The 20,421-nt window shown below is 58.7% G+C and carries 17 protein-coding genes; 6 read left to right on the forward strand and 11 right to left on the reverse strand.

The window, feature by feature from the left end:
* Window positions 1-341 precede the first annotated feature (341 nt).
* From repA to repC, 3 genes are all read left to right on the forward strand, one after another.
* Entirely contained in the window at window positions 342-1,601 is a 1,260-nt protein-coding gene (gene repA / locus ACQQ2Q_RS20565) for a plasmid partitioning protein RepA (RefSeq protein WP_428189009.1), read from the forward strand.
* Complete coding sequence (gene repB / locus ACQQ2Q_RS20570) at window positions 1,598-2,656, forward strand: plasmid partitioning protein RepB (protein ID WP_428189010.1); 1,059 nt, start codon at window positions 1,598-1,600, stop codon at window positions 2,654-2,656. The genes repA and repB overlap by 4 nt, the downstream gene beginning before the upstream one ends.
* 246 nt (window positions 2,657-2,902) lie before the next feature.
* Entirely contained in the window at window positions 2,903-4,117 is a 1,215-nt protein-coding gene (gene repC / locus ACQQ2Q_RS20575) for a plasmid replication protein RepC (protein ID WP_428189011.1), read from the forward strand.
* Between the two features lie 31 nt (window positions 4,118-4,148).
* On the opposite strand, the gene ACQQ2Q_RS20580 is transcribed toward repC, so the two are convergent.
* The 3 genes from ACQQ2Q_RS20580 to ACQQ2Q_RS20590 all read right to left on the reverse strand — a co-directional run bounded on the left by ACQQ2Q_RS20580 (window position 4,149) and on the right by ACQQ2Q_RS20590 (window position 7,049).
* Window positions 4,149-5,315, reverse strand: a complete 1,167-nt coding sequence (locus ACQQ2Q_RS20580) for an ATP-binding protein (RefSeq protein WP_428189012.1) — start codon at window positions 5,313-5,315, stop codon at window positions 4,149-4,151.
* A gap of 168 nt (window positions 5,316-5,483) precedes the next feature.
* Entirely contained in the window at window positions 5,484-5,693 is a 210-nt protein-coding gene (locus ACQQ2Q_RS20585) for a hypothetical protein (protein ID WP_428189013.1), read from the reverse strand.
* Window positions 5,694-5,879: 186 nt separating this feature from the next.
* Window positions 5,880-7,049 carry a site-specific integrase gene (locus tag ACQQ2Q_RS20590; RefSeq protein ID WP_428189014.1) on the reverse strand — a complete coding sequence of 390 codons (1,170 nt, stop codon included), beginning with the start codon at window positions 7,047-7,049 and terminating at the stop codon, window positions 5,880-5,882.
* 187 nt (window positions 7,050-7,236) lie between these two features.
* Between ACQQ2Q_RS20590 and ACQQ2Q_RS20595 the strand changes: the two genes are divergently transcribed.
* Window positions 7,237-8,373, forward strand: coding sequence for an RHE_PE00001 family protein (locus ACQQ2Q_RS20595; protein ID WP_428189015.1), 1,137 nt, complete (start codon window positions 7,237-7,239; stop codon window positions 8,371-8,373).
* Between the two features lie 116 nt (window positions 8,374-8,489).
* Here the strand turns inward: ACQQ2Q_RS20595 and ACQQ2Q_RS20600 are convergent, their stop codons facing one another.
* The 8 genes from ACQQ2Q_RS20600 to ACQQ2Q_RS20635 form a co-directional block, all read right to left on the reverse strand.
* The gene (locus ACQQ2Q_RS20600; protein ID WP_428189016.1) at window positions 8,490-9,557 is read right to left on the reverse strand and encodes an ABC transporter ATP-binding protein; all 1,068 of its coding nucleotides are present in this window, start codon (window positions 9,555-9,557) and stop codon (window positions 8,490-8,492) included.
* Window positions 9,558-9,568: 11 nt separating this feature from the next.
* Window positions 9,569-10,402, reverse strand: a complete 834-nt coding sequence (locus ACQQ2Q_RS20605) for a carbohydrate ABC transporter permease (protein WP_428189017.1) — start codon at window positions 10,400-10,402, stop codon at window positions 9,569-9,571.
* Between the two features lie 4 nt (window positions 10,403-10,406).
* Window positions 10,407-11,330 carry a carbohydrate ABC transporter permease gene (locus ACQQ2Q_RS20610; protein WP_428189018.1) on the reverse strand — a complete coding sequence of 308 codons (924 nt, stop codon included), beginning with the start codon at window positions 11,328-11,330 and terminating at the stop codon, window positions 10,407-10,409.
* A 70-nt stretch (window positions 11,331-11,400) separates the two neighbouring features.
* Window positions 11,401-12,663, reverse strand: coding sequence for an ABC transporter substrate-binding protein (locus ACQQ2Q_RS20615; RefSeq protein WP_428189019.1), 1,263 nt, complete (start codon window positions 12,661-12,663; stop codon window positions 11,401-11,403).
* 49 nt (window positions 12,664-12,712) lie between these two features.
* On the reverse strand, window positions 12,713-13,882 hold the full coding sequence (locus ACQQ2Q_RS20620; protein ID WP_428189020.1) for a PLP-dependent transferase: 1,170 nt from the start codon (window positions 13,880-13,882) through the stop codon (window positions 12,713-12,715).
* On the reverse strand, window positions 13,879-14,604 hold the full coding sequence (locus ACQQ2Q_RS20625) for a FadR/GntR family transcriptional regulator (protein ID WP_428189021.1): 726 nt from the start codon (window positions 14,602-14,604) through the stop codon (window positions 13,879-13,881). Before ACQQ2Q_RS20625 ends, ACQQ2Q_RS20620 begins: the two co-directional genes overlap by 4 nt.
* A 316-nt stretch (window positions 14,605-14,920) precedes the next feature.
* Window positions 14,921-16,201: an L-rhamnose catabolism isomerase gene (gene rhaI / locus ACQQ2Q_RS20630; RefSeq protein WP_428189022.1), complete on the reverse strand. Its 1,281-nt coding sequence runs from the start codon at window positions 16,199-16,201 to the stop codon at window positions 14,921-14,923.
* A 31-nt stretch (window positions 16,202-16,232) separates the two neighbouring features.
* Entirely contained in the window at window positions 16,233-18,335 is a 2,103-nt protein-coding gene (locus ACQQ2Q_RS20635) for a bifunctional rhamnulose-1-phosphate aldolase/short-chain dehydrogenase (RefSeq protein WP_428189023.1), read from the reverse strand.
* Window positions 18,336-18,517: 182 nt separating this feature from the next.
* Between ACQQ2Q_RS20635 and ACQQ2Q_RS20640 the strand changes: the two genes are divergently transcribed.
* Both ACQQ2Q_RS20640 and rhaS read left to right on the forward strand, forming a co-directional pair.
* Entirely contained in the window at window positions 18,518-19,321 is an 804-nt protein-coding gene (locus ACQQ2Q_RS20640; RefSeq protein WP_428189024.1) for a DeoR/GlpR family DNA-binding transcription regulator, read from the forward strand.
* A 42-nt stretch (window positions 19,322-19,363) separates the two neighbouring features.
* A complete protein-coding gene (rhaS, locus tag ACQQ2Q_RS20645) occupies window positions 19,364-20,353 on the forward strand; it encodes a rhamnose ABC transporter substrate-binding protein (RefSeq protein ID WP_428189025.1) in 990 nt (329 codons plus the stop codon).
* Window positions 20,354-20,421: the final 68 nt, after the last annotated feature.

The raw sequence follows: 20,421 nt of genomic DNA on the forward strand, positions 1-20,421 counted from the left end.
GAGCACGGTCGGCAGAGGTGACGTCGAATGTGATCCCTGTACGCATGAGGTACTCTCGCATATCCGGGACAGCGTAGGAATCCGAAAACTGGACTCTTTCGTTTCGATCAATCCACTAGAAAACACTTGACGCGACTCGCTTGATCCAACAGCGTCGTCTAACGGCTGTTGGTGGATATCTCTGCGTTCGCCGTAAATGAGTTGGGTTGATGTAAGTGAACTTCCAACGCGTATATTCACGCTGGCGGGAATCGCATAGGCTTTGCAAAATACCCCGTCATAACGCGTGAGGCCATGAAGATTTGAAACGCGGCAGTGGCGGGACACGAGGAGACGAGAGGATGGCCAATCAGTCCTCAGTTAAGATCAATGAAGAGGTTTTTAGTTTGCGCCCGGCTGATGAAACAATCGCGGAAGACGCACAGGCGCTGTCTGCCCAGTTGAAGGCGATGCGCGAACGGCTGTTTCCGCCGAAGTCGCAGAAGACCTTACGCAGCTTTACCTCCGGCGAAGCCGCGCGCCTGATCGGCGTATCCGACGGTTACCTGCGTCAGCTCTCGCTGGCGGGTGACGGACCGCAGCCGGAAGTGGGGGCCGGTGGGCGGCGCTATTATTCGCTGGCCGATATTGATGCACTGAGAAACTTTCTGGCCGAGCAGGCTCTTGCCAAGGGGAACGACGCCAAGGCGCGTTCCTATGTGAAGCGGCGCGATCCCGAGCGCGGTGAACATATGCAGGTGATCACGGTCACCAACTTCAAGGGCGGTTCCGGCAAGACCACCTCGGCTGTTCATCTGGCGCAATCGCTTGCCATGACCGGACATCGGGTGCTGGCTGTCGATCTCGACCCGCAGGCATCGCTTTCGGCGCTGTTTGGTTATCAGCCGGAACTCGATCTGTCGGGCAATGACACGCTTTATGGTGCCATTCGCTATGATGGTGACGTTCGCCCATTGCATGAAATCATCCGCAAGACCTATTTCCACAATCTCGATCTTCTGCCGGGCAATCTGGAACTGCAGGAATTCGAACACGCGACACCGCGTGCCCTGGCACAACGGCTGCCGGGCGAGACGCAGAACCTGTTCTTCACCCGCGTTCAATCGGCGCTGCAATCCGTCGCCGATGATTATGACGTGGTGGTGATCGATTGCCCGCCACAGCTTGGCTATCTGACCTTGTCAGCGCTTTGTGCCTCGACATCTGTGATCGTGACGGTGCATCCGCAAATGCTGGATGTGGCCTCGATGAGCCAGTTTCTGTTCATGACATCTGATCTGTTGAGCGTCGTGCGTGAGGCGGGCGGCGAACTGAAGTTCGACTTCCTGCGCTATCTGATTACCCGTTTTGAACCGCATGATGGGCCGCAGACGCAGATCGTCGGTTTCCTGCGCTCGCTGTTTGGTGAGCGTGTGCTGACCGCACCCATGGTGAAATCGACCGCAGTCTCCGATGCCGGTCTGACCAAGCAGACGCTGTATGAGGTCGGTCGGGAAAACTTCTCGCGCGGCACCTATGACCGCGCCATGGAATCGCTCGATGCCGTCAATGCGGAGATCGAGCAACTTATTCATTCCGCATGGGGGCGTGGCAAATCATGAGCGGGAGCAATCGCAAATCTTCCCTGAAAGCACTGTTCGGCGAACCGATGCCGCCGGCACCTGAAACCAAGTCGATGCCATCCGGCGATAATTCGGATGTGCCGTCGCAAGCTGTGAAAAGCGATCCGCCACGGGCGACATCCGGTGCCGTAAAGGCCATGGGTCTGTCGCTGTCGGCGATCGCGCGCGAAGCCGAAGAGGCACGCGCGCTGCGCCAGGCCATGGAAGAGGGCGAGCGTATTCTCTCGCTCGACGCCGACAAGATCGACGGTTCCTTTGTCAGCGACCGGTTGAGCGAAGAACAGCGCGACGATCCGGACTTTCTGACCTTGATCGAGAGCATTCGTGAAAGCGGCCAGCAGGTGCCTATCCTGGTGCGCCCGCATCCGCAGGCGCAGGACCGTTTTCAGGTCGCCTATGGGCATCGCCGTTTGCGCGCTGCCCGTCGTCTGGGTGTGCCTGTCAAGGCGATCGTGCGCCAACTGGGCGACGAAGAGCTGGTGCTTGCCCAGGGCAAGGAAAATGCCGAGCGTCGCAATCTCAGTTTTATCGAGCGTGCGCTGTTTGCCAAAACGCTGACGGATCGCGGCTTTGAGCGCAAGCTGATCGGCGATGCCCTGGCTGTGCAAAAGAGCGAGCTGTCGCGCCTGTTGCAGGTGGCAGAGGCGGTTCCGATCCGCTTTGCCCGACAGATTGGTCCAGCACCCAAAGCCGGCCGTGCCCGGTGGATGGCGCTGGGCGAATTGCTTTCAACCGGCGCCGGCATCGAGAAGGCGACCGATGAGGTTTATTCGGAACGCTTCAAATCCGCCCAAAGCGACGAACGCTTTACGCTTTTGTTTGACCGCCTGTCACGGCGATCGAAACAGGCCAAGGCTGTCGCCGAGGATCTCAAAGGCCCGGACGGGAAATCGTTCGCGCGGATGAGCCGGCAGGGCAGGGCGGTAAAAATAGAATTCAAAGCCGATGTGTCGGAGCAGTTTTTAGAGACGCTCAAGGCTCGGCTTGGAGAAGATTACGCGGCTTTCGTGAAGAACGAAGGCGGTGATTCGTAAGGTGCGAGGCTGCTAGCCACCGCATCAGGGTAATCGCAATCACTTGAAAGGAAGCGTCGAGACAAGAAAAAAGGCCCCCAAAACGTCACCATTTCGGAAGCCCTCTTCTATGTAGCAATTCGAGAGAATCACTTCCAAGGATCAAAGTCAAGAGTCAGCGACGCATCCGTGTCGATGAGCGATGATTTGCGTCCGGAAATGAAGCGTCGCGGGATCCAGCTTGTCTCCTAGACCGGGGACCGTGACATGATTGAGAGACTTGCAACGACGCCTTTCGGCGGCGGCAGTATGTCTGCGCGGCTTTTTGCCAGGCAGAAGGCTGTGGCTGACAGGCAGGAGAAACTGCGCGCTGGCGACGGCGGCAATGATGGTGGCCAGACAGACAAATGGCAGCTCATCAGGGCGCTGACGGAGGCGGCTGGCCAATATGGCCTGGGTGACCGCACCATCGGCCTGCTGGAGGCTCTATTGAGCTTCACGACAGAGCGTATGCTCGATGGCAGCCAGCCCATTATTGTCTTCCCGTCGAACAGGGAACTGTCGCTGCGTTCGCGCGGCATGGCACCAGCGACCATCCGCCGCCATTTGTCGGCATTGGTCGAGGCCGGCTTGATCTTTCGCCGCGACAGTCCGAACGGAAAACGGTTCTGCCGGCGTGACGATCACGGACAGGTGGAAGATGCCTATGGATTCGATCTGTCTCCTCTAGCGCTGAGAGCGGGCGAGATCCATGCGGCTGCCGACAAGGCCCGTGCCGAGGACAAGGCCATAAGAGCCCTCAGAAGCGAAATTACCCTCCATCGGCGCGATGTCGCCAAGATCATCGCATGTGCGATGGAGGAGGGCCGTGAGGGGGATTGGGAAGGCCTTGCTGCAGAACTCGGGTCCATTGCGATCACCATGCCACGCAATGCCCCGCCTGCAGACCTTGAACGTCGCCGGGAACAGCTCCTTATCCTGCGCAAGCAGGTCGAAGATACCTACCTGAAAACCCTGTCAGAAGAAGAAATGAGCGCCAATGACGTCAATTCTGAGCGCCAACAACAGAATTCAAACACAGACTCATCATTTGAAATAAGCGGCTATAACCCCAATACGGGCGAAGTCGAGAAACCCGAAACCCAGGCACCTGAACGAAAGCTTGCTCTCAGTCTTGCAAGGTTCAGGCGAACATGCCCGCAAATAGGGGATTATGCCAAGGATGGGATTGCCGGCTGGGCGGATCTGATCAAAACGGCGGATCTTGTCCGCTCGATGCTGGGGGTTTCTCCTGATGCCTGGCACAAGGCGAAGACCGCGATGGGAGAGCAGGCAGCGTCGGTCGTCGTGGCGATCATGCTTGAAAAGGCGGATACGATCCGGTCCCCCGGCGGTTATCTGCGCGATCTGACGACCAAGGCTCAAAAGGGTACATTCAGCATCTTCCCGATGCTTCAGGCGCTTGAACGACAGCGGCAATAGGGAAGGGGCTATGACCGGCTTCATGCAGACCTTACCGCAAAGCCGCAAGATCCTCGGCAAGGGCGGTCAAAGACAGCGCATCGGTTTCCGTGTTGAGGGGATAGCGTTCGCTGCCCGGATAAACGACGAAGCGGCGCGCCGGTTTGAGATCGTCGCAGGCGAGGTGAAATCCCTTTTCGACCTTTGGCGACAAGGAGCGCTTGATCTCGATGGCCCAGAGCTTGCCGCCGGGCAGGGTGATGAGAAGATCAATCTCGGCGCCGGCAGCCGTGCGATAGAAGTGGCATTCGGATCCATGGGGGGCAACGGCTGCCAGTGTCTCGATGACGAAGCCTTCGAAGCTGGATCCGGCGACCGGATGGGCCAGCAATTCTTCAAGCGAGCCGATGCCCAGCAGAGCGTGCGCCAGGCCGCTGTCGCGCACATAGACCTTGGGCGATTTGACCAGACGCTTGCCGGCATTGGCATGCCAGGGTTCCAACCGTCGAACGAGGAGAAGATCGACCAGAAGATCGAGATAGGCGGCGATCGTCTTGCCATCCACGCCAAGCGAACGGGCGAGCGAGGCGGCATTCAAAAGCCCGGCCTGGTGATGGGCGAGCATGGTCCAGAAGCGCCGCAGGGTTTCGGCAGGAATGCGCGGCCCAAGCTGCGGGATGTCGCGCTCCAGATAGGTGCGGATGAAATTCTGCCGCCAGCGCAGGCTGGCGCGGTCGCTGGAGGCCAGCAGACTGTCGGGAAAGCCACCGCGCACCCAAAGATCGTTGACAGATGTCAACGCGACTTCGGAAGCATCGATTGGTTGCATTTCAAGATAGGCGATGCGGCCGGCAAGCGTCTCCCCCGACTGCTTGAGAAGGTCGATAGAGGCGGAACCCAACAGCAGATAGCGACCGGTCTTGCGCCCCTCGCGCCGGCCCCGATCGATGAGACCGCGAAGATTTTGAAAGAGGTCCGGAAGACGGTGGACTTCATCCAGGATCACCAGCTTGTCGGCATGTCCGGCAAGGTAGAGTTCCGGATCGGACAGCTTGGCCCGGTCGGCGTCGGATTCCAGATCGAGATAGATGGAAGGACGGTTTTGCGCGAGCTCGAGTGCAATCGTGGTCTTTCCCACCTGTCGCGGCCCGAGAAGGGCAACAGCGGGGTTGGTATCGACGAGTTCTGCAAGTTCGGTGGCAATATGGCGCTTTATCATCCTTGCATTTATGGAGGGACGCTCCAGAATTGCAAGGATGAATTTGCGCTCAGACTGAGAAACACCGGGTGGCGGACGACAACATCGGCTAAGACAACAGCCTCCTTTGTCAGAGACGACCGGTCTGCTATTTCACATCAAGCCGCAGGCTTTGCGGCGTGGCGCGTCCTACTCCTCTTGAAGCAATCCGTCGAAGACTTCGATCAAGGCTTCAGATATCGCCTGACCGAGTGCGTTGGCGGTTTTGGCAATCTCTTCCTCGTTGCCATCGCGGGCGGCGACAGCCAGATCGCCGGCCTGATCGGCAACAATTGCCCGGGCGCGCTCGATGGCCCATTGGGCAAAATCGCTGCGCGATTCAATTGTGGTGGTTTCCATGCAGAATTCCTGTCTTGTTGAGGAAATTTTCAGCTTTTGCCGCCATTGTTGGATGGCGCGTTGAGTTGTGCGTACGCGCTACTGCATAATTCGCCGGAACGGAACCGGTTTCAGGTGAAATTCATGCAGCAGTCTCTGTGACTGAGACGACTGCGCGTCAGATTTGACGCACATTCCGACCGGCCATCACTCGATCATCAAGCGGGCGGCCTTGCCCTGTTTCCGTTCCTGATCGTTATAATAGGCAGCGGCCTGGCTCATCGACTTGTGCTGCGATTGCTGCATGGCCTCCTGCAGCGGAATGCCACGGTTGGCCGCCTCCGTCAGATAGCCTGAGCGAAGCCCGTGGGCGGAAAATCTCGTCTCATCCAGCCCCGCCTTCCTGCATCGCGACTTGAGGATCAGATTGACCGATTGCGGTGTGATCGCGCGTCGGTCGAGATTGCCCCATTGATCAATCCGGCGAAACACGGGACCGCCCTCGATCCTGGCCTCACGGAGCCACGCTTTCAGTGCAGTGACCGGACGGCCGATCATCAAGGCATGGGCGTTGTCGTCGGCGGTGGTCGTCTTGGTCCGTCCCAGATTGATGGTCATACAGGGGAGGGCAGGGGAGTTCTCATCCCTGGGATCTGCGCGCACCGGTTCCTCCTCGATGAGATCCTCGACACGCAGACCGGCAAGCTCCGACCGCCGGCGACCACCGGATGCAAATGCGGTCAAAAGGATCGCACGGTCCCGCAGATCGACGAGCGTATTTTCGGAGCAGGTGGCGAGAAGCGCCGCCAGAACCTCAGCGGTAACCGCAGACTTGCTTTTGCGCTGTCTGGGCCGGCCTGTGGCACGAACGGCAAGGCGCATGGCGCTCTTCACTGCCGGCGCGGAGAACGAACCTTGCAGCCCGCGCCAACGGGTGAGGATCGACCATGATGTCAATCGCCGGCGCACCGTCGCAGGCGCATGCGGGCCGACGGATTTGAGCAGGCCCTTGGCGCGCAGTCCCGCCTCAACGTCGGGCGGCATACCATGGGCCTTGTCCTGCCGCCGTTGGTCGGTATCCCATAAATGATGCGCCACAAATTTGAGCAACAGCGTCTCAGGTGCGGGCCAGGGCAATGCCGTGCCGGTGGACAGGGCACACCAGGCTTCGAGATAGGCAAGGTCGGAGGCGAGGGCGCGAAGCGTATTGAAGCCCATGCCTTCATGGGCCAGATGTTTCAGCGTGGCGACATCGTCATCTGTCAGAAGTCCCGCCAACTGGTCGCGGCGGTCGAAGGGCAGGATGGCGTCCAGGGCATCCAGCTCTTCCGCACGTTTATGGATCTGAGCGTCTGCTGGGACTGTGTGCGTGATCATTCTGGACGATTTCGAGAGCATTGGAATTGGCGACAAGAGCATAACCAGCGCAGCCTAGCCGTTCTTAGGGCCTAAATCCATCATTATCGATATCAGCAAACTATCGTTAGTGAGAATGCCGACCTCTAGTCATATGCAGTAAGGAATATGAATTTTGATATAGAGTTCGTTTAATAAATCATTTACCATGATTTCAATGTCTTACGATCTCACAAAATTGCCTGTGGCATCGCTGTCGAACCCCGCATTTGCGGCGGGCGTCGCACTGTCGCGTCTCGATGAGCGCGTCCTCCGTTCCGCCGTGGGTCAGGGCTGGATCGAGCGATCCCATTTTAGCGACGCCTGCGCCTCGCTTTGGATCGACGGCGAACTCGTGCATCTGGAGGACCTCGTCCTCCATGATGCCACCCGCGACATACGTGCACCCACCCACGAACTCACGATTGCCCGAGACATCCTGAAAACGCGCCGGCGCATTGCTGCACAGCCGCCGGGCTGGGCCCTGTCGGCTGATGGCCTGCGCAGCTTACGAGGGCATGCATGGGAGACGGTGGCGGATCGCGCCGTGGCGAGCAGGATTGCCGCGCCGGATGCAAAGGCGGAGGGGATAGCGGGGGAGGGTGACGAGGCGACGCAAGACGCGACAGGCTTTGAGGCCGAATTCGCCGCCATCGATGCGCTGCTGGCGCGGTCAGACGCTGCCATCGAACAGGCGATGAAGCCCAAACCGGCTCGGGTTCGGGACAAGGATCCGCTGGTCTACGACCTCGACTGGGACGAGGACGAACGGCTGGAGGAGTGGCTGGGTGCCTTGCGACAGTTACACGACCTGCCGCCAGCCATGCAGGCTGTACTCGCTCTGGATGCCTGGAACGAACTGGCCGTTTTGCAGCATGCGCCCTGGCTCGGACGCTTGCTCGCATCGTCAATCCTGCGTGAGGCCGGGGTGACGACGGCTGCGCATCTGGCCGCATTCAATCTCGGCCTCAAATCCATTCCTGTAAATCAACGCCGTCATCGGGATCGCGACACCCGGTTGCTTGCCATTGCCCATGGTCTTCTGGCGTCCGCAGAGATCGGTCTTAAAGAACATGACCGGCTGGCGCTGGCGCGGCAGATGATGGAGCGCAAATTGATTGGACGACGAACATCCTCGAAACTGCCGGAGCTGGTTGAGCTGGTCATGGCGCGGCCGCTGGTATCCACCGGCATGGTGGTGCAGACACTCGACGTCACACCGCAGGCGGCGCGGCGCATCGTGGGCGAGTTGGGGCTTCGCGAGATGACGGGGAGGGGGCGATTTCGGGCCTGGGGGGTAATTTGACGATTGACCGGTATTCTTCCTGACCGCTCGGGCCGCGACCACGGAGCCCATAAGGGCTCCGTTTTCGGCTGTGCTGCCCCGCGATCAGTCCTTTCCATAGCGCCGCCTGCGGCAGCCTAATCGACGCGGTTGCCGTCGGCATCGAAGATATGGATATGCTCGGTTGGAAAATCGACGTGGATGACCGGTTGTGGATTGAGAACGGAACGATCAAGCGTGTAGATCTTGAAGCGCTGACCGTGGATCGACAGATGGAGGATGATGCCAAAGCCGGTGGGTTCGACCAGCTCGACGTCAGCCTTCCATCGGCCCTTATCGGCAATCACCACATGTTCCGGGCGAATGCCCAAAGTGGCGACACTTCCGTTTTCAAGGCCACTGCGCGGTGTCACCGGAATGGGGGTGCCATTGGCAAGCTTGATCTCGGCGTGATCTGCGGTGGCGTGGTAGCGACCTTCGAGGAAATTCATGCCCGGTGAGCCAATGAAACTGGCCACGAAGAGATTGGCAGGACGATCGTAAAGGTCGAGCGGTGCGCCGACCTGCTGCACCACGCCGCCATGCATGGCGACGATCCTGTCGGCGAGTGTCATTGCCTCGATCTGGTCATGGGTCACATAGATCGATGTCGCACCAAGATCCGCATGCATCTTCTTGATCTCGGCGCGCATCTGTTCCCGCAGGCGGGCGTCGAGGTTGGACAGCGGCTCGTCGAACAGAAAGGCTTTTGGCTCACGAACGATCGCCCGGCCCATGGCGACACGTTGGCGCTGGCCGCCCGACAAGGCCTTCGGCCGGCGCGCGAGATAGGGCTCCAGACCGAGCTTGTCTGCTGCGCCTTTGACTGCCGCCTGGATTGTCTCCTTGGCCTTTTTGCGCAGTCGCAGGCTGTAGCTCATATTGTCGGCGACCGTCATATGCGGATAGAGCGCATAGGACTGAAACACCATGGCAATGTCGCGATCCTTCGGTGGGAGGTCGTTGACGCGTTTGTCGGCGATGCGGATGTCTCCGGAGCTCACCTCTTCGAGCCCGGCGATCATGCGCAGAAGTGTGGACTTTCCGCAGCCCGAAGGCCCGACAAGAACGATGAACTCGCCGTCCTGAATGGTCAGATCGACGCCGTGCAAGACGGGAAAATTGCCGTAATTCTTGCGGACGCCCTGAATATCGATGGATGCCATTGTAAAACCTTTCAGCCTTTGACCGCGCCGGCCGTCAGGCCCTGCACGAGGTAGCGCTGTATGAGCAGGAAGAAGAGGCAGGCTGGAATGAGCGCCAATACGCCCGCCGCCATCATCTGCCCGAAATCGACGGAGAACTTGGACACGAAGGTGAGAAGACCGACAGGGAAGGTGGCCGCGTCGGAACCCGAGATGAGCATCAGCGCGAACAACAACTCGCTCCAGGCCGCGGTGAACACGAAGCCCAGCGTGGCGGCTATGCCGGGGAGGGTGAGCGGCAGGATGATCTGCCGAAATGCCATGAATTGCGTGGCACCATCAATCATGGCCGCCTCTTCGAGATCCTTGGGTATGCCGTCGAAGAAGGACTGCATGAGGAAGGTGGCAAAGGGCACATTGAAGGCCGTGTAAACGATGATGAGGCCGGTGAGACTGTTGGTCAGTCCAAGCGGCGACAAAAGTTTGAAGATCGGCGCAACCAGCATGACCAGCGGAAACATCTGTGTGATCAGCATCAGCGCGACAATCCAGTATTTTGCCCGGAAGGAGAAGCGCGACAGTGCGTAACCGGACAGAGACGCCAGAATCGTGACGATAAAGGCGGTCGATCCTGCAACGATGACGCTGTTGCGAAAGAAGATCGGGAAATCGCTATGGGCGATCACAAAGCGGAAGTGGTCGAATGTCGTGCGCGATGGCCACATTCGAACGCCTTCGGAATACAACAGGTCGTTCGGCGTTACGGCCACTTTCAACAGCCAGAACAAGGGGAAGAGTGCAAAGACGATATAGACGAGGATCGCCAGGCGATGCGCGAGAATGAGGGGGATTTTGCGGGCGCGCATGGCATCAATCCTTGTTGAGAAGCGTCTGGCGCAAAACGATGATCAGCATGGAATAGATCAACAGCAGGCCGAGCAGCACCAGTGCCACCGCAGAGGCATAGCCAAAATCGAGACGCTTGAAGGCCTGGGTGAATATGTAGCTGGCGACAATCTGCGTACGGTCGGCAGGCCCGCCATTGGTCATGACGACGATCAGATCGGCAAAGTTTGCGATCCAGACGGTGCGCAGCAAAACGGTAATGGCAATCGTCGGCGCGAGGAAAGGCACGGTGATCGACAAGAAGCGCTGCGTGGGGCTCGCCCCATCGATCGCTGCTGCTTCATAGAGATCGCGCGGGATTGCCTGGAGCGCTGCCAAAAGCGTGATCGCGAAGAAGGGAATGCCCCACCATACATTGGCGATGATCGGACCCCACATCGCCAGATGCGGGTCGGACAGAATGTTGTTGGGTTCGCTCAAAATACCGAGTGCAAAGAGCCAGTGGGGCAGGGGACCGATCACCGGGTTGAAGAGCCAGGCCCAGGTGAGGCCTGTCAGGAATGTCGGAACGGCCCATGGCAGGAAGACGAGTGCCTGAACGAGGCCGCGGCCGGCAAAGGGTTTGTCGAGCAGAAGCGCCAGGATGAGTCCGAAGAAGAACTGCAGAAATACCGATGCGCCTGTCCACCAAAGCGTGTTTTGCAGCGCCCGCAGGAAGGCCTTGTCGTGACTGAGGTCCCGGAAATGATCGAGCCCGATGAAGCCGCCGGAAAAGGGTTTCAGAAGCTGGATGTCCCGGAAGGCGTAGGAAATTCCCAAAACCAGCGGCACCAGCATCACGACGACGATCAGGATGAGCGCCGGCGCGCTGTAGAGATAGGGTTCCGTCGCATGGGCGATCCGGCGCATCAGCGGACGGCGATCCTGCGTATGGGAATGGCTGGTCATGAAATCACGGGTCTCTGGCGTTTAAGAAACAGGATCCGGGCGGGGAGAAGTCCCCGCCCGTTCGGTCGCATCAGTTCTTGCTTTCCAGGTACTTCTGCTGGGCTTTGGTCATGTAGTCGGCCCACTGGTCGGCGAGTTCCTGTGGCGTGATGTCGCCAAGCAGTGCCTCCTGCGATGTGCTGATCGCCAGGGAATCCTTGAAGTAGGCGAATTCCTCCAGATAGGTCGGCATCGTTGTCGGCACGGCATCCTTGTCGCCGAGTTCCTCGAACCAGCCCTTGAACTGATCGCTCGAATAGAACGGATCGTTTTCAGCCGATTTCAGCGCCGGCAGTGTTCCCGTACGCTTGGACCAGGCAATGTTGCCTTCGGGACCTTCCAGCGCGGAAATCAACTTCCACGAGAGGTCCTTGTTTTCGCTGGAAGACAACATCGACCAGCCGGCATAGCCGATGGTTGGGAAGGCCTTGCCGGATGGGCCTTTCGGCATGCCGATCACACCGAAGTCTTCAGGCTTCATGCGGTCCGCAATGGCAATCAGGGCATCCGGGTCCTGGTCGAGGAAGGCGCAGGTGCCGGAATAGAAGCCCGAGACGATCTCATTGAAGCCCCAGTTCACCGCATCCTTTGGCGCGTAACCATTCTTGTAAAGGTCGATCAGCCAGGTGAGGCCCTTGACCCAGCCCTCGGAGTTGAAGGTGGAGGTGCCGTCTTCGTTGAAGAATGCATTGGAGCCAGCCATGGTGGCGCCAAACATGACCCAACCGTTCAGGCCTCCGGGGCCGCCGCGCAGGCAATAGCCGTATTTCCCGGGCAAGGCGGAGACCTTCTTGGAGGCATCGAGAAACTCGTCCATGGTCTTCGGAGGTTCGGAAACGCCTGCCTCTGCAAGCAGCTTCTTGTTGTAGAACATGGCCCGCAAATAAAAGCCGTAAGGCAGCATATAGGCTGTGTCCTTGACATCCCGGCCAAGCTCAAGTGTCCGGTCGGAAAGGTCGGAGGTATATTCCCAGTCCTTGAGATAAGGCTCAAGGCTCTCCAGCATGCCGTTATTGGCATAGAGCGAGAGCCAGGTGTCCGGCATTTCCATGACGTCCGGAACGTCACCAGCTGAAACCATGGTCGCAAATTTCTGGAAGGCTTCGCCCCAAGGCAGCGAGATGATCTCGACATGCGTGCCGGGATTGGCTTCCTCGAATTTCGCGACGATGGATTTCAGCGTTTCCGTGCGATCCGGGCTGGTGATGACCTCGACCAGCTTCAACGTGGTATCGGCAAGCGCCGTACCAGCCATCATCGTGGTGAGGAGTGCAGCGGTGATTAGTCTTTTCATCGTAGTTCGCCCTTCTGGTTCAGTTTCTGGTTGGACTGCCGTCTTTCTTTCAGTCTTGGGAAGCAGCGATTGCCGCCTCCAGATCGCCCCACAGCGCCTCGGTTCCCTCAAGGCCGACATGGAGACGGATTGAACGCGCACTGATCCCGAAGGTCTGCGCGGAATTGGGTTGTGCCTTTTGCTGGAGGACGACTTCGCCCGGCACAACGAGACTTTCGTGGCCGCCCCAGCTCACACCCAGCTTGAAGAATTTGAGGCGATCGCAGAACTTCTGGATGTCGACGCCATCCTTGAATGTGAAGGAGAAAAGGCCTGACGTTCCCTTGAGCCCGGGTGGAAGGCGGTTGGCGAGGGCCGGGTGGAACACCTGATCGACAGTTGCATGCGCCTGAAGGCGGCGGGCAATCTCCAAAGCGGACGCTTCATGGGCCTTCATGCGCACAGGCAGTGTGCGCATGCCGCGTACCAGCAACCAGGCATCGAAGGGAGAGAGTTTGCCGCCGAGATAAGGCAGGCTTTCGCCGCGTATCGTGTCGATCAACTGCTTGGAGCCTGTAACGACACCCGCCACGACATCGCTGTGACCACCCAGATATTTGGAGGCGGAATGCAAGACGAGATCGACGCCAAGCGCCAGCGGCTGTTGAAATACGGGGCTCGCCCAACTGTTGTCGATGACGGAAAGGACATCGTGTTTTCGCGCAAGCGCCGCCAGGGCGCCGACATCATGGGTCTCCATAACCCAGCTTGTGGGGCTTTCCAGATAAAGCAGCTTGGCGCCCGGAAGTGCCTTTTCCACCGCTGCTTCATCGGCGCCATCGACATAGGTAACCTCAATGCGCATGCGTTTGAGGATGGTGCCGAACAGACGAAAGGCGTCGGGATAGACATGGCGCACGGCGACAATGCGGTCTCCCGGCTCGACAAAAGCCAGAACGGTGGAGGAGATCGCCGCCATGCCGCTTCCGAAGCCCAGCGCATCCTCGCCGCCCTCGAGGCGGGCCAACATTTCCTCAAACACACGTACCGTCGGATTGAGTCCGCGCGAGTAAACGGGCCTGCTCTTTTCGCCACGATAGGTCGACAACATTTCGTCATAGGTCGAGAAGGTGAAAAGCGACGTCTGGACGATCGGCGGCACCACCGCATCGAAGGCGTGGGCCTCGTCATGCGCGGTGATCAGCGAAAAGGCTTCAAACGGGTCCAGGCCGTTGTTCATCGGGACATTTCCTTGATGTCTTCCTCGACCACATCGAGGATTTTGAGTGTTTCGCGCCGCGCCGCTTCGGTGTCCTGGGCGGCGATCGCGTTGAAAAGGGTTCGGTGATAGGGAAAGGAGCGGCGGGCAAAATCCGGCCGATCGAAGGGCTTGCACCAGAAACGCTCGAAGGTTTCCCGCATCTGCTCGAGCAACTGACGGAAAAGCGGATTGTGTGCGGCGTCGTAGATCGCAAGGTGAAAGGCGAGGTCTTCCGGCCCCGAAGTGCCTGTGGATAGCTGCACACGCTCCATTATGTTGAGCTTTTCCTCAATGTTTGCGAGATCCTCGGCGGTGCGGCGGCGGGCGGCGACCGTGGCCGCCTCGACTTCCAGTCCACGTCTGACTTCGAGCGTCTGCATCAGCGCGTCGCTTAGATGGGTGGCATTGAGAGAGAGCGGCATATGAATGGTCGCGCTGTTGATCGGCTTCAGCAGATAGGTGCCGGAGCCCTTGCGCGTTTCCATGACGCCCAGGGCCTGAAAGCGGCCGACCACTTCGCGGATGGTGGAGCGACCGACACCCAGAGCATCCATGAGTTCGCGCTCCGCCGGCAGGCGGTCACCGGCCTGAAGATTTTCACCGGAGATGAAGTTGGCAAGGGCATCGCTCACCTGCCGCGCCCTGTCCAGGGGTGCCAGCGGTTTGATCTTCGGCCCTTCTCCTGCGTCGTTTGCCGTCATTGCGGCCGATCCCCTCATATCAACGCTTCAGAATTGGTCTGACATCTTACCAAAATGCCAAGGCGGCATTTTGTCAAGCGCAGACAGCGTGTGATTGGACCTGTGCGTTGCAGCCTTAAGAGGTGCGAGAGGTGGCGATGCCGCGTAAGCGATTGCGCCCGAGGTTCAGCCGTCGCTTTTGGCGCAGACAGCATGGGATACGGCCTGGCGACAGGTCTGGCGGGGACAGGAATAATTTAATCGGGGACAGTCCGTGGTCCTCCGCCGCGGCGGCAAAGAAGGCTGGCGAAGGACCCACGGCAACATAGAGGATGGCCTAGATAATCCCGCCACCGAGGCCGGAAACTGCCGGACGCTCTGCGGCGACCTTGGCCCGGTAACCCGACGCACGATAGGTGCTGACCGGATCGATGGCCGATCCCTTTTCCAGCCGCGCCATTGCGAGGATTGCCTCGACATCGGTCCGGAAGGCCTTTTTCAAGGTCGTTGTCGCCATCAGCGCGTCATTGGCCTCCTGATGCTCAGCCAAAGCCTTTCGGTCGACCAAAAGCGCCTGTGCATAGGCGCGCTGGACTTCCATGGCGGAGACCATGAGGCTTTCAATCGGATCGGTCACATTATGCGACTGGTCCAGCATATGGGCAGGATCGAAGCCCGCCGGTTTGCGGTTTTCAGCGTCGACAAGTTCATTGAAGACAAGGAACAGGCGGTAGGGATCGATGGACCCCGTATCGAGATCGTCGTCGCCATATTTCGAGTCGTTGAAATGGAAGCCACCAAGCTTGCCGAACTGGACAAGCCGGGCAACGATCATCTCGATATTGACGTTTGGCGCATGATGACCGAGATCGACGAGGCAGAAAGCTTTCGGACCAAGTTCCTGGGCGATCATGAAGTTCGTGCCCCAATCCTGGACCACGGTGGAATAGAAGGCCGGTTCGTACATCTTGTGCTCGGAGAATATCCTCCAGTCCTCGGGCAGAGCCTTGTAGACACTCTTCATCGCATCGAGATAGCGCTCGAACTGGCGGGTGAAATTGGTCTGTCCGGGAAAGTTCGATCCATCGCCGATCCAGACCGTCAGAGCCTTGGAGCCGATCGCCTTGCCGATCTCGATGCATTCGATGTTGTGCTCGATGGCCTGTTGGCGCGTGGCTGCATCGCCATGGGACAGGGATCCGAATTTGTAGGAAAGTGCCTGATCGGGTTGGTCCTGGAACGTGTTGGAATTCATCGCGTCGAAGGCAAGGCCGGTTTCCTCGGCCTTTGCCTTCAGATCCGCCGGGTTCGCCTTGTCCCAGGGAATATGCAGCGAGACCGTCGGCGTTGCCCCGGTCAGCTTTTGAATGACGGCGCAATCGTCGAGCTTGTCGAAGATATTGCGCGGCTCGCCCTTGCCTGGAAAACGGGCAAAGCGTGTTCCACCCGTGCCCACGCCCCAGGATGGCACGGCGACACCATAGGCAGACACCTTCGCCTTCACGGCATCGATGTCGATGCCACGGCGGGCAAGCTGCTCGCCAAGGGCATTGTAGTCGGCCTTCAGGGCCGCGGATGCGCTGTCGTTGACGCGCGCGATGACGTCTTTTTCAATCATGTTATTTCCTCCCGATCGGTCTCAAACAATGCTAGCGCGTGAACGCCTGCACGTTGCCCGCGTCGACGTTGATGATATTGCCGGTCGACTTGGCTGAGGCTTCCGATCCGAAGAAATAGACGGCTTCGGCAATATCCTCGGGCAGAACCGAGCGCTTCAGCATGGAGCGCTGGCGGTACATTTCTTCCAGGCCCTCCTTGTCCGTCTTGTAGGTCGAAGCGCGCTGGTCGAGCCATTCGCCGGACCAGATCTTGGAGCCACGAAGCACGGCGTCGGGATTGACGACGTTGACGCGAATGCCGGCTTCGGCACCCTCGAGCGCCAGGCAGCGGGCCAGGTGGATTTCCGACGCCTTGGCCGTGCAGTAGGCCGATGCGTTCGGCGAAGCGGCAAGGCCGTTCTTCGAAGCGATGAAGACCATCGAACCGCCGATCCCCTGCTTGCGCAGCATCTTGAAGGCTTCGCGCGCCACCAGGAAATAGCCCGTCGACAGGATCGCCATATTGCGGTTCCACAGGTCGAGCGAGGTTTCCTCGACAGGAGCGGACGATGCAATACCCGCATTCGAGACGACGATATCGACACCGCCGAACTGGACGGCCATGTTTGCATAGGCGCCCGCGACGGCACCTTCGTCCGTCACATTCATGTTGACCGTGCGCACCACATCCTTCGAATAGGCGGCGGAAAGCTGTGCAGCCGTATTTTCAAGTGCCGCCGCATCGATATCGGCCAGCACAACGCAGGCGCCTTCCGAGAGCAGCCGCGCCGCCGTCGCCGAGCCGATGCCGCCGGCACCGCCGGTGACGATCGCAACGCGGCCGGCAAGGCTCTTCGGTTTCGGCATGCGCTGCAGCTTTGCTTCTTCGAGCAGCCAGTACTCAATATCGAAGGCTTCCTGCTCCGGCAGGCCGCAATAGGTCGAAACGGTGGATGCGCCGCGCATCACGTTGATGGCGTTTGTGTAGAACTCGCCGGAAATACGCGCCGTCGCCTTGTCTTTGGCGAAGGTGATCATGCCGACGCCGGGAACCAGATAGACGACGGCATTCGGGTCGCGTATCGCCGGGCTGTTGTCGTGCTTGCAGCGTTCGTAATAGGCGGCGTAGTCCTTGCGATATTGTTCTACACTGCCGGTGAGGCTTTCGAGAGTCGCGTCGATATTCGGGTTTGCGGGGTCGAATTCGACCACCAGCGGGCGGATCTTGGTGCGTAGGAAGTGGTCCGGGCAGCTGGTGCCCAGCGCCGCAAGCGCCTCCATGTCATTGGAGCACACAAACTGCAGCACGGCGTCGGAATCGTCGAAATGTCCCACCATGTGGACTTCGCCGGACACCATGCCGCGAATGGCCGGCATCAGGCTTGCCGCAATCTCTTGCCGCTCCTTGGCCTCAAGCGTCTTGTGCTTGACGCCACCGAAGACAGCTTTTCCGGTCGTTTCCTGTTCGAACCAGGCAATTGCCCGATTGATAATATCGATGGTGGTTTCGTAGCAGTCTTCCGCCGTATCGGCCCAGGTAAAGAGGCCATGGCTTTCGAGGACAACGCCCTTGGCATGGGGATTATCCAGGCAGAATTTCTCCAGCCACAGGCCCAGTTCGTATCCGGGCCGTTTCCACGGCAGCCAGCCAATCTCGTCACCGAAGATACAGGCTGTCAGTTCCTTGCTGTTGGCAGATGCCGCGATGGCAATGATCGCATCGGGGTGCATATGGTCGACATGCTTCTTCGGCACAAAGGCATGCAGAGGCGTATCGATGGAGGCAGCGCGTGGATTGAGATTGAAGGTGCAATGCGGCAGATAGCCGACCATTTCATCTTCGAATTCCACGCCGCGATAAACGTCCTTCAGCGCATTCAGCTTGTCCATGTAGAGGGTGGAGAAACCATCCATCTTGATGGTGCCGACATCGCCACCTGAACCCTTGACCCACAGGACCTCGACCATTTCACCGGTCAGTGGATCCTTTTCCATAACCTTCGCCGAGGTATTGCCGCCGCCATAATTGGTCACGCGCTTGTCGGAGCCGAGCAGGTTCGAGCGGTAGAGAAGCAATTCGGGTTGGCTCATGCCGGCGGCACGATCCTTGTCCCACAGGTTTTCCAGCCGCGAACCGGCCTGTTTATTCAGCATGACGCTCCTCCCATAGACGCTTTGTAGAATTGGTATTTCGTATATCGTTGCCCTCATCGCGGCAGAAAGTCAATCACAAACGATCAAAAACAATCATTGTGCGACGCAATATGAAAGTATTTGATCGTTTGTGATTGACAATGCGTATTTTCAGTGGAAATCTGTCAATCGGGAGGAAGCAAATGCACGAGACCGAACGCCACAGAATCATCTTGTCAGCGGTGCAGGAAAAACCTGTCGTCACCGTGCAGGAGATGGTCGAGTTGACGGCGTCTTCAGAGGCGACGATCCGGCGTGATATCGCCACCTTGCATGTGCAGAAAAAACTGCGGCGCGTTCGTGGTGGTGCCGAATCGGTCAATCCACCGCAATTCGTCGGTCTTGCCGGGCGACCGTTCAGCGTCAATGAATCGATCAATACTGCTCAAAAGCGCGCAATCGCGCTCAAGGCGGTCGAGCTTTGCCAGGATGGCGATCCGATCATCATCAATGGCGGTACCACGACGTTCCAGATGGTGCATCCACTGGCAAGCAAGCGGTGTCAGGTCTTCACCAACTCGTTCCCAATCGCGGAACATCTGCTGAAGCATTCAAAGAACACGATCATGCTGTCGGGCGGCGTGATCTACCGAGAACAGAATATCATTCTGAGCCCGTTCGATAACGACGTGACGCGCAATTTTTATGCAAAACGCATGTTTATGGGTGCCCAGGGGCTGGGTCATCTGGGTCTGATGGAAGCAGATCCACTGCTGATACAGGCAGAACAGAAGCTGATCGATCAGGCGGATGAACTGGTCGTGCTGGCCGATTCCTCGAAGTTCAAGAAGCGTTCCAGCCTTATTCTTTGCCGTCTGGAGCGCATCACAACAATCATAACGGACAACGGAATTCGCGACGAAGACCGCCTCATGCTGGAGAATGCAGGGGTGGGCCTGGTCATTGCGGATAAGGCAGGAAGTGAAAAGACAGCCTCGGTCGCATGACGCGCCGGAGGCTTTGGACCTTATTGGGAGGAGGAACAACGCATGAATATTCTAAAGACATTGGCCATGACCACCGCGATTGCGGCGACCATGCTGGCGGCGCCGGCCATGGCACAGGAGCGCATCGCTCTTGTGGTGAAATCACTCGGCAACGGCTTCTTTGACGCCGCAGCCAAGGGTGCGGAGGAAGCGGCCAAGGAAATCGGCGACATCGAGGTCATCTATACCGGACCGACCTCGGCGACAGCCGAAGGTCAAATCGAGATCGTCAACTCGCTCATCGCCCAGAATGTCGATGCTATTGCCATTTCGGCCAATGATCCGGATGCTCTCGTGCCGGCCCTGAAAAAGGCCATGGACCGCGGCATCAAGGTCATTTCGTGGGATTCCGGTGTTGCGGCTGAAGGCCGGATGTTGCACCTCAATCCGTCGGATACGAATCTGATTGGCGAGACCATCATCAAGCTGGCAGCCGACTATCTGCCGGATGGCGGCGATGTTGCGATCCTGTCGGCCTCTTCGACGGCGACCAACCAGAATGCCTGGATCGACGCTGCCAAGAAGGTCCTTCCGGAAAAATTCCCGAACATCAATCTGGTCTCCGTGGTCTATGGCGACGATGATTCGGTGAAGAGCACCAACGAAGCCAAGGGTCTGATTTCCAGCTACCCGGATCTGAAGGCAATCATCGCGCCGACCACTGTCGGCGTCGTTGCAGCCGCCCAGGTGGTGACCGACCAGAACCTGATCGGCAAGATCAACGTAACGGGCCTCGCATTGCCATCCGAGTTCAAGCAGTTCATCGACAATGGCGCTTCGCAGGCCGTGGCGTTGTGGAACCCGATCGATCTCGGCTACTCCGCCGTCTATCTGAGCCATGCACTGATCGGCGGCAAGGAAGCCAAGCCCGGCGAGACATTCGCAATCGGCAAGGTTGGCGAGATCACACTTGACGACACAAACTCGGCACCGATGGCGGCCCCATACACCTTCGACAAGTCCAACATCGACGAGTTCTCGAAGATCTACTGATCCCTGCCGGGAACGGCCGGTGGCGTTTGCGCCGCCGGCATTTCGGGCGGACACGGGATTGGTCGGAC

Origin of the sequence: Agrobacterium sp. ES01 (genome assembly GCF_050320885.1) — a bacterium.
Classification (GTDB): domain Bacteria; phylum Pseudomonadota; class Alphaproteobacteria; order Rhizobiales; family Rhizobiaceae; genus Allorhizobium.

Coding starts and splice junctions, on each gene's coding strand:
- repA (WP_428189009.1), top strand. CDS start 342: ATGGCCAATCAGTCCTCAGTTAAGATCAATGAAGAGGTTTTTAGTTTG.
- repB (WP_428189010.1), top strand. CDS start 1,598: ATGAGCGGGAGCAATCGCAAATCTTCCCTGAAAGCACTGTTCGGCGAA.
- repC (WP_428189011.1), top strand. CDS start 2,903: ATGATTGAGAGACTTGCAACGACGCCTTTCGGCGGCGGCAGTATGTCT.
- ACQQ2Q_RS20580 (WP_428189012.1), bottom strand. CDS start 5,315: ATGATAAAGCGCCATATTGCCACCGAACTTGCAGAACTCGTCGATACC.
- ACQQ2Q_RS20585 (WP_428189013.1), bottom strand. CDS start 5,693: ATGGAAACCACCACAATTGAATCGCGCAGCGATTTTGCCCAATGGGCC.
- ACQQ2Q_RS20590 (WP_428189014.1), bottom strand. CDS start 7,049: ATGATCACGCACACAGTCCCAGCAGACGCTCAGATCCATAAACGTGCG.
- ACQQ2Q_RS20595 (WP_428189015.1), top strand. CDS start 7,237: ATGATTTCAATGTCTTACGATCTCACAAAATTGCCTGTGGCATCGCTG.
- ACQQ2Q_RS20600 (WP_428189016.1), bottom strand. CDS start 9,557: ATGGCATCCATCGATATTCAGGGCGTCCGCAAGAATTACGGCAATTTT.
- ACQQ2Q_RS20605 (WP_428189017.1), bottom strand. CDS start 10,402: ATGCGCGCCCGCAAAATCCCCCTCATTCTCGCGCATCGCCTGGCGATC.
- ACQQ2Q_RS20610 (WP_428189018.1), bottom strand. CDS start 11,330: ATGACCAGCCATTCCCATACGCAGGATCGCCGTCCGCTGATGCGCCGG.
- ACQQ2Q_RS20615 (WP_428189019.1), bottom strand. CDS start 12,663: ATGAAAAGACTAATCACCGCTGCACTCCTCACCACGATGATGGCTGGT.
- ACQQ2Q_RS20620 (WP_428189020.1), bottom strand. CDS start 13,882: ATGAACAACGGCCTGGACCCGTTTGAAGCCTTTTCGCTGATCACCGCG.
- ACQQ2Q_RS20625 (WP_428189021.1), bottom strand. CDS start 14,604: ATGACGGCAAACGACGCAGGAGAAGGGCCGAAGATCAAACCGCTGGCA.
- rhaI (WP_428189022.1), bottom strand. CDS start 16,201: ATGATTGAAAAAGACGTCATCGCGCGCGTCAACGACAGCGCATCCGCG.
- ACQQ2Q_RS20635 (WP_428189023.1), bottom strand. CDS start 18,335: ATGCTGAATAAACAGGCCGGTTCGCGGCTGGAAAACCTGTGGGACAAG.
- ACQQ2Q_RS20640 (WP_428189024.1), top strand. CDS start 18,518: ATGCACGAGACCGAACGCCACAGAATCATCTTGTCAGCGGTGCAGGAA.
- rhaS (WP_428189025.1), top strand. CDS start 19,364: ATGAATATTCTAAAGACATTGGCCATGACCACCGCGATTGCGGCGACC.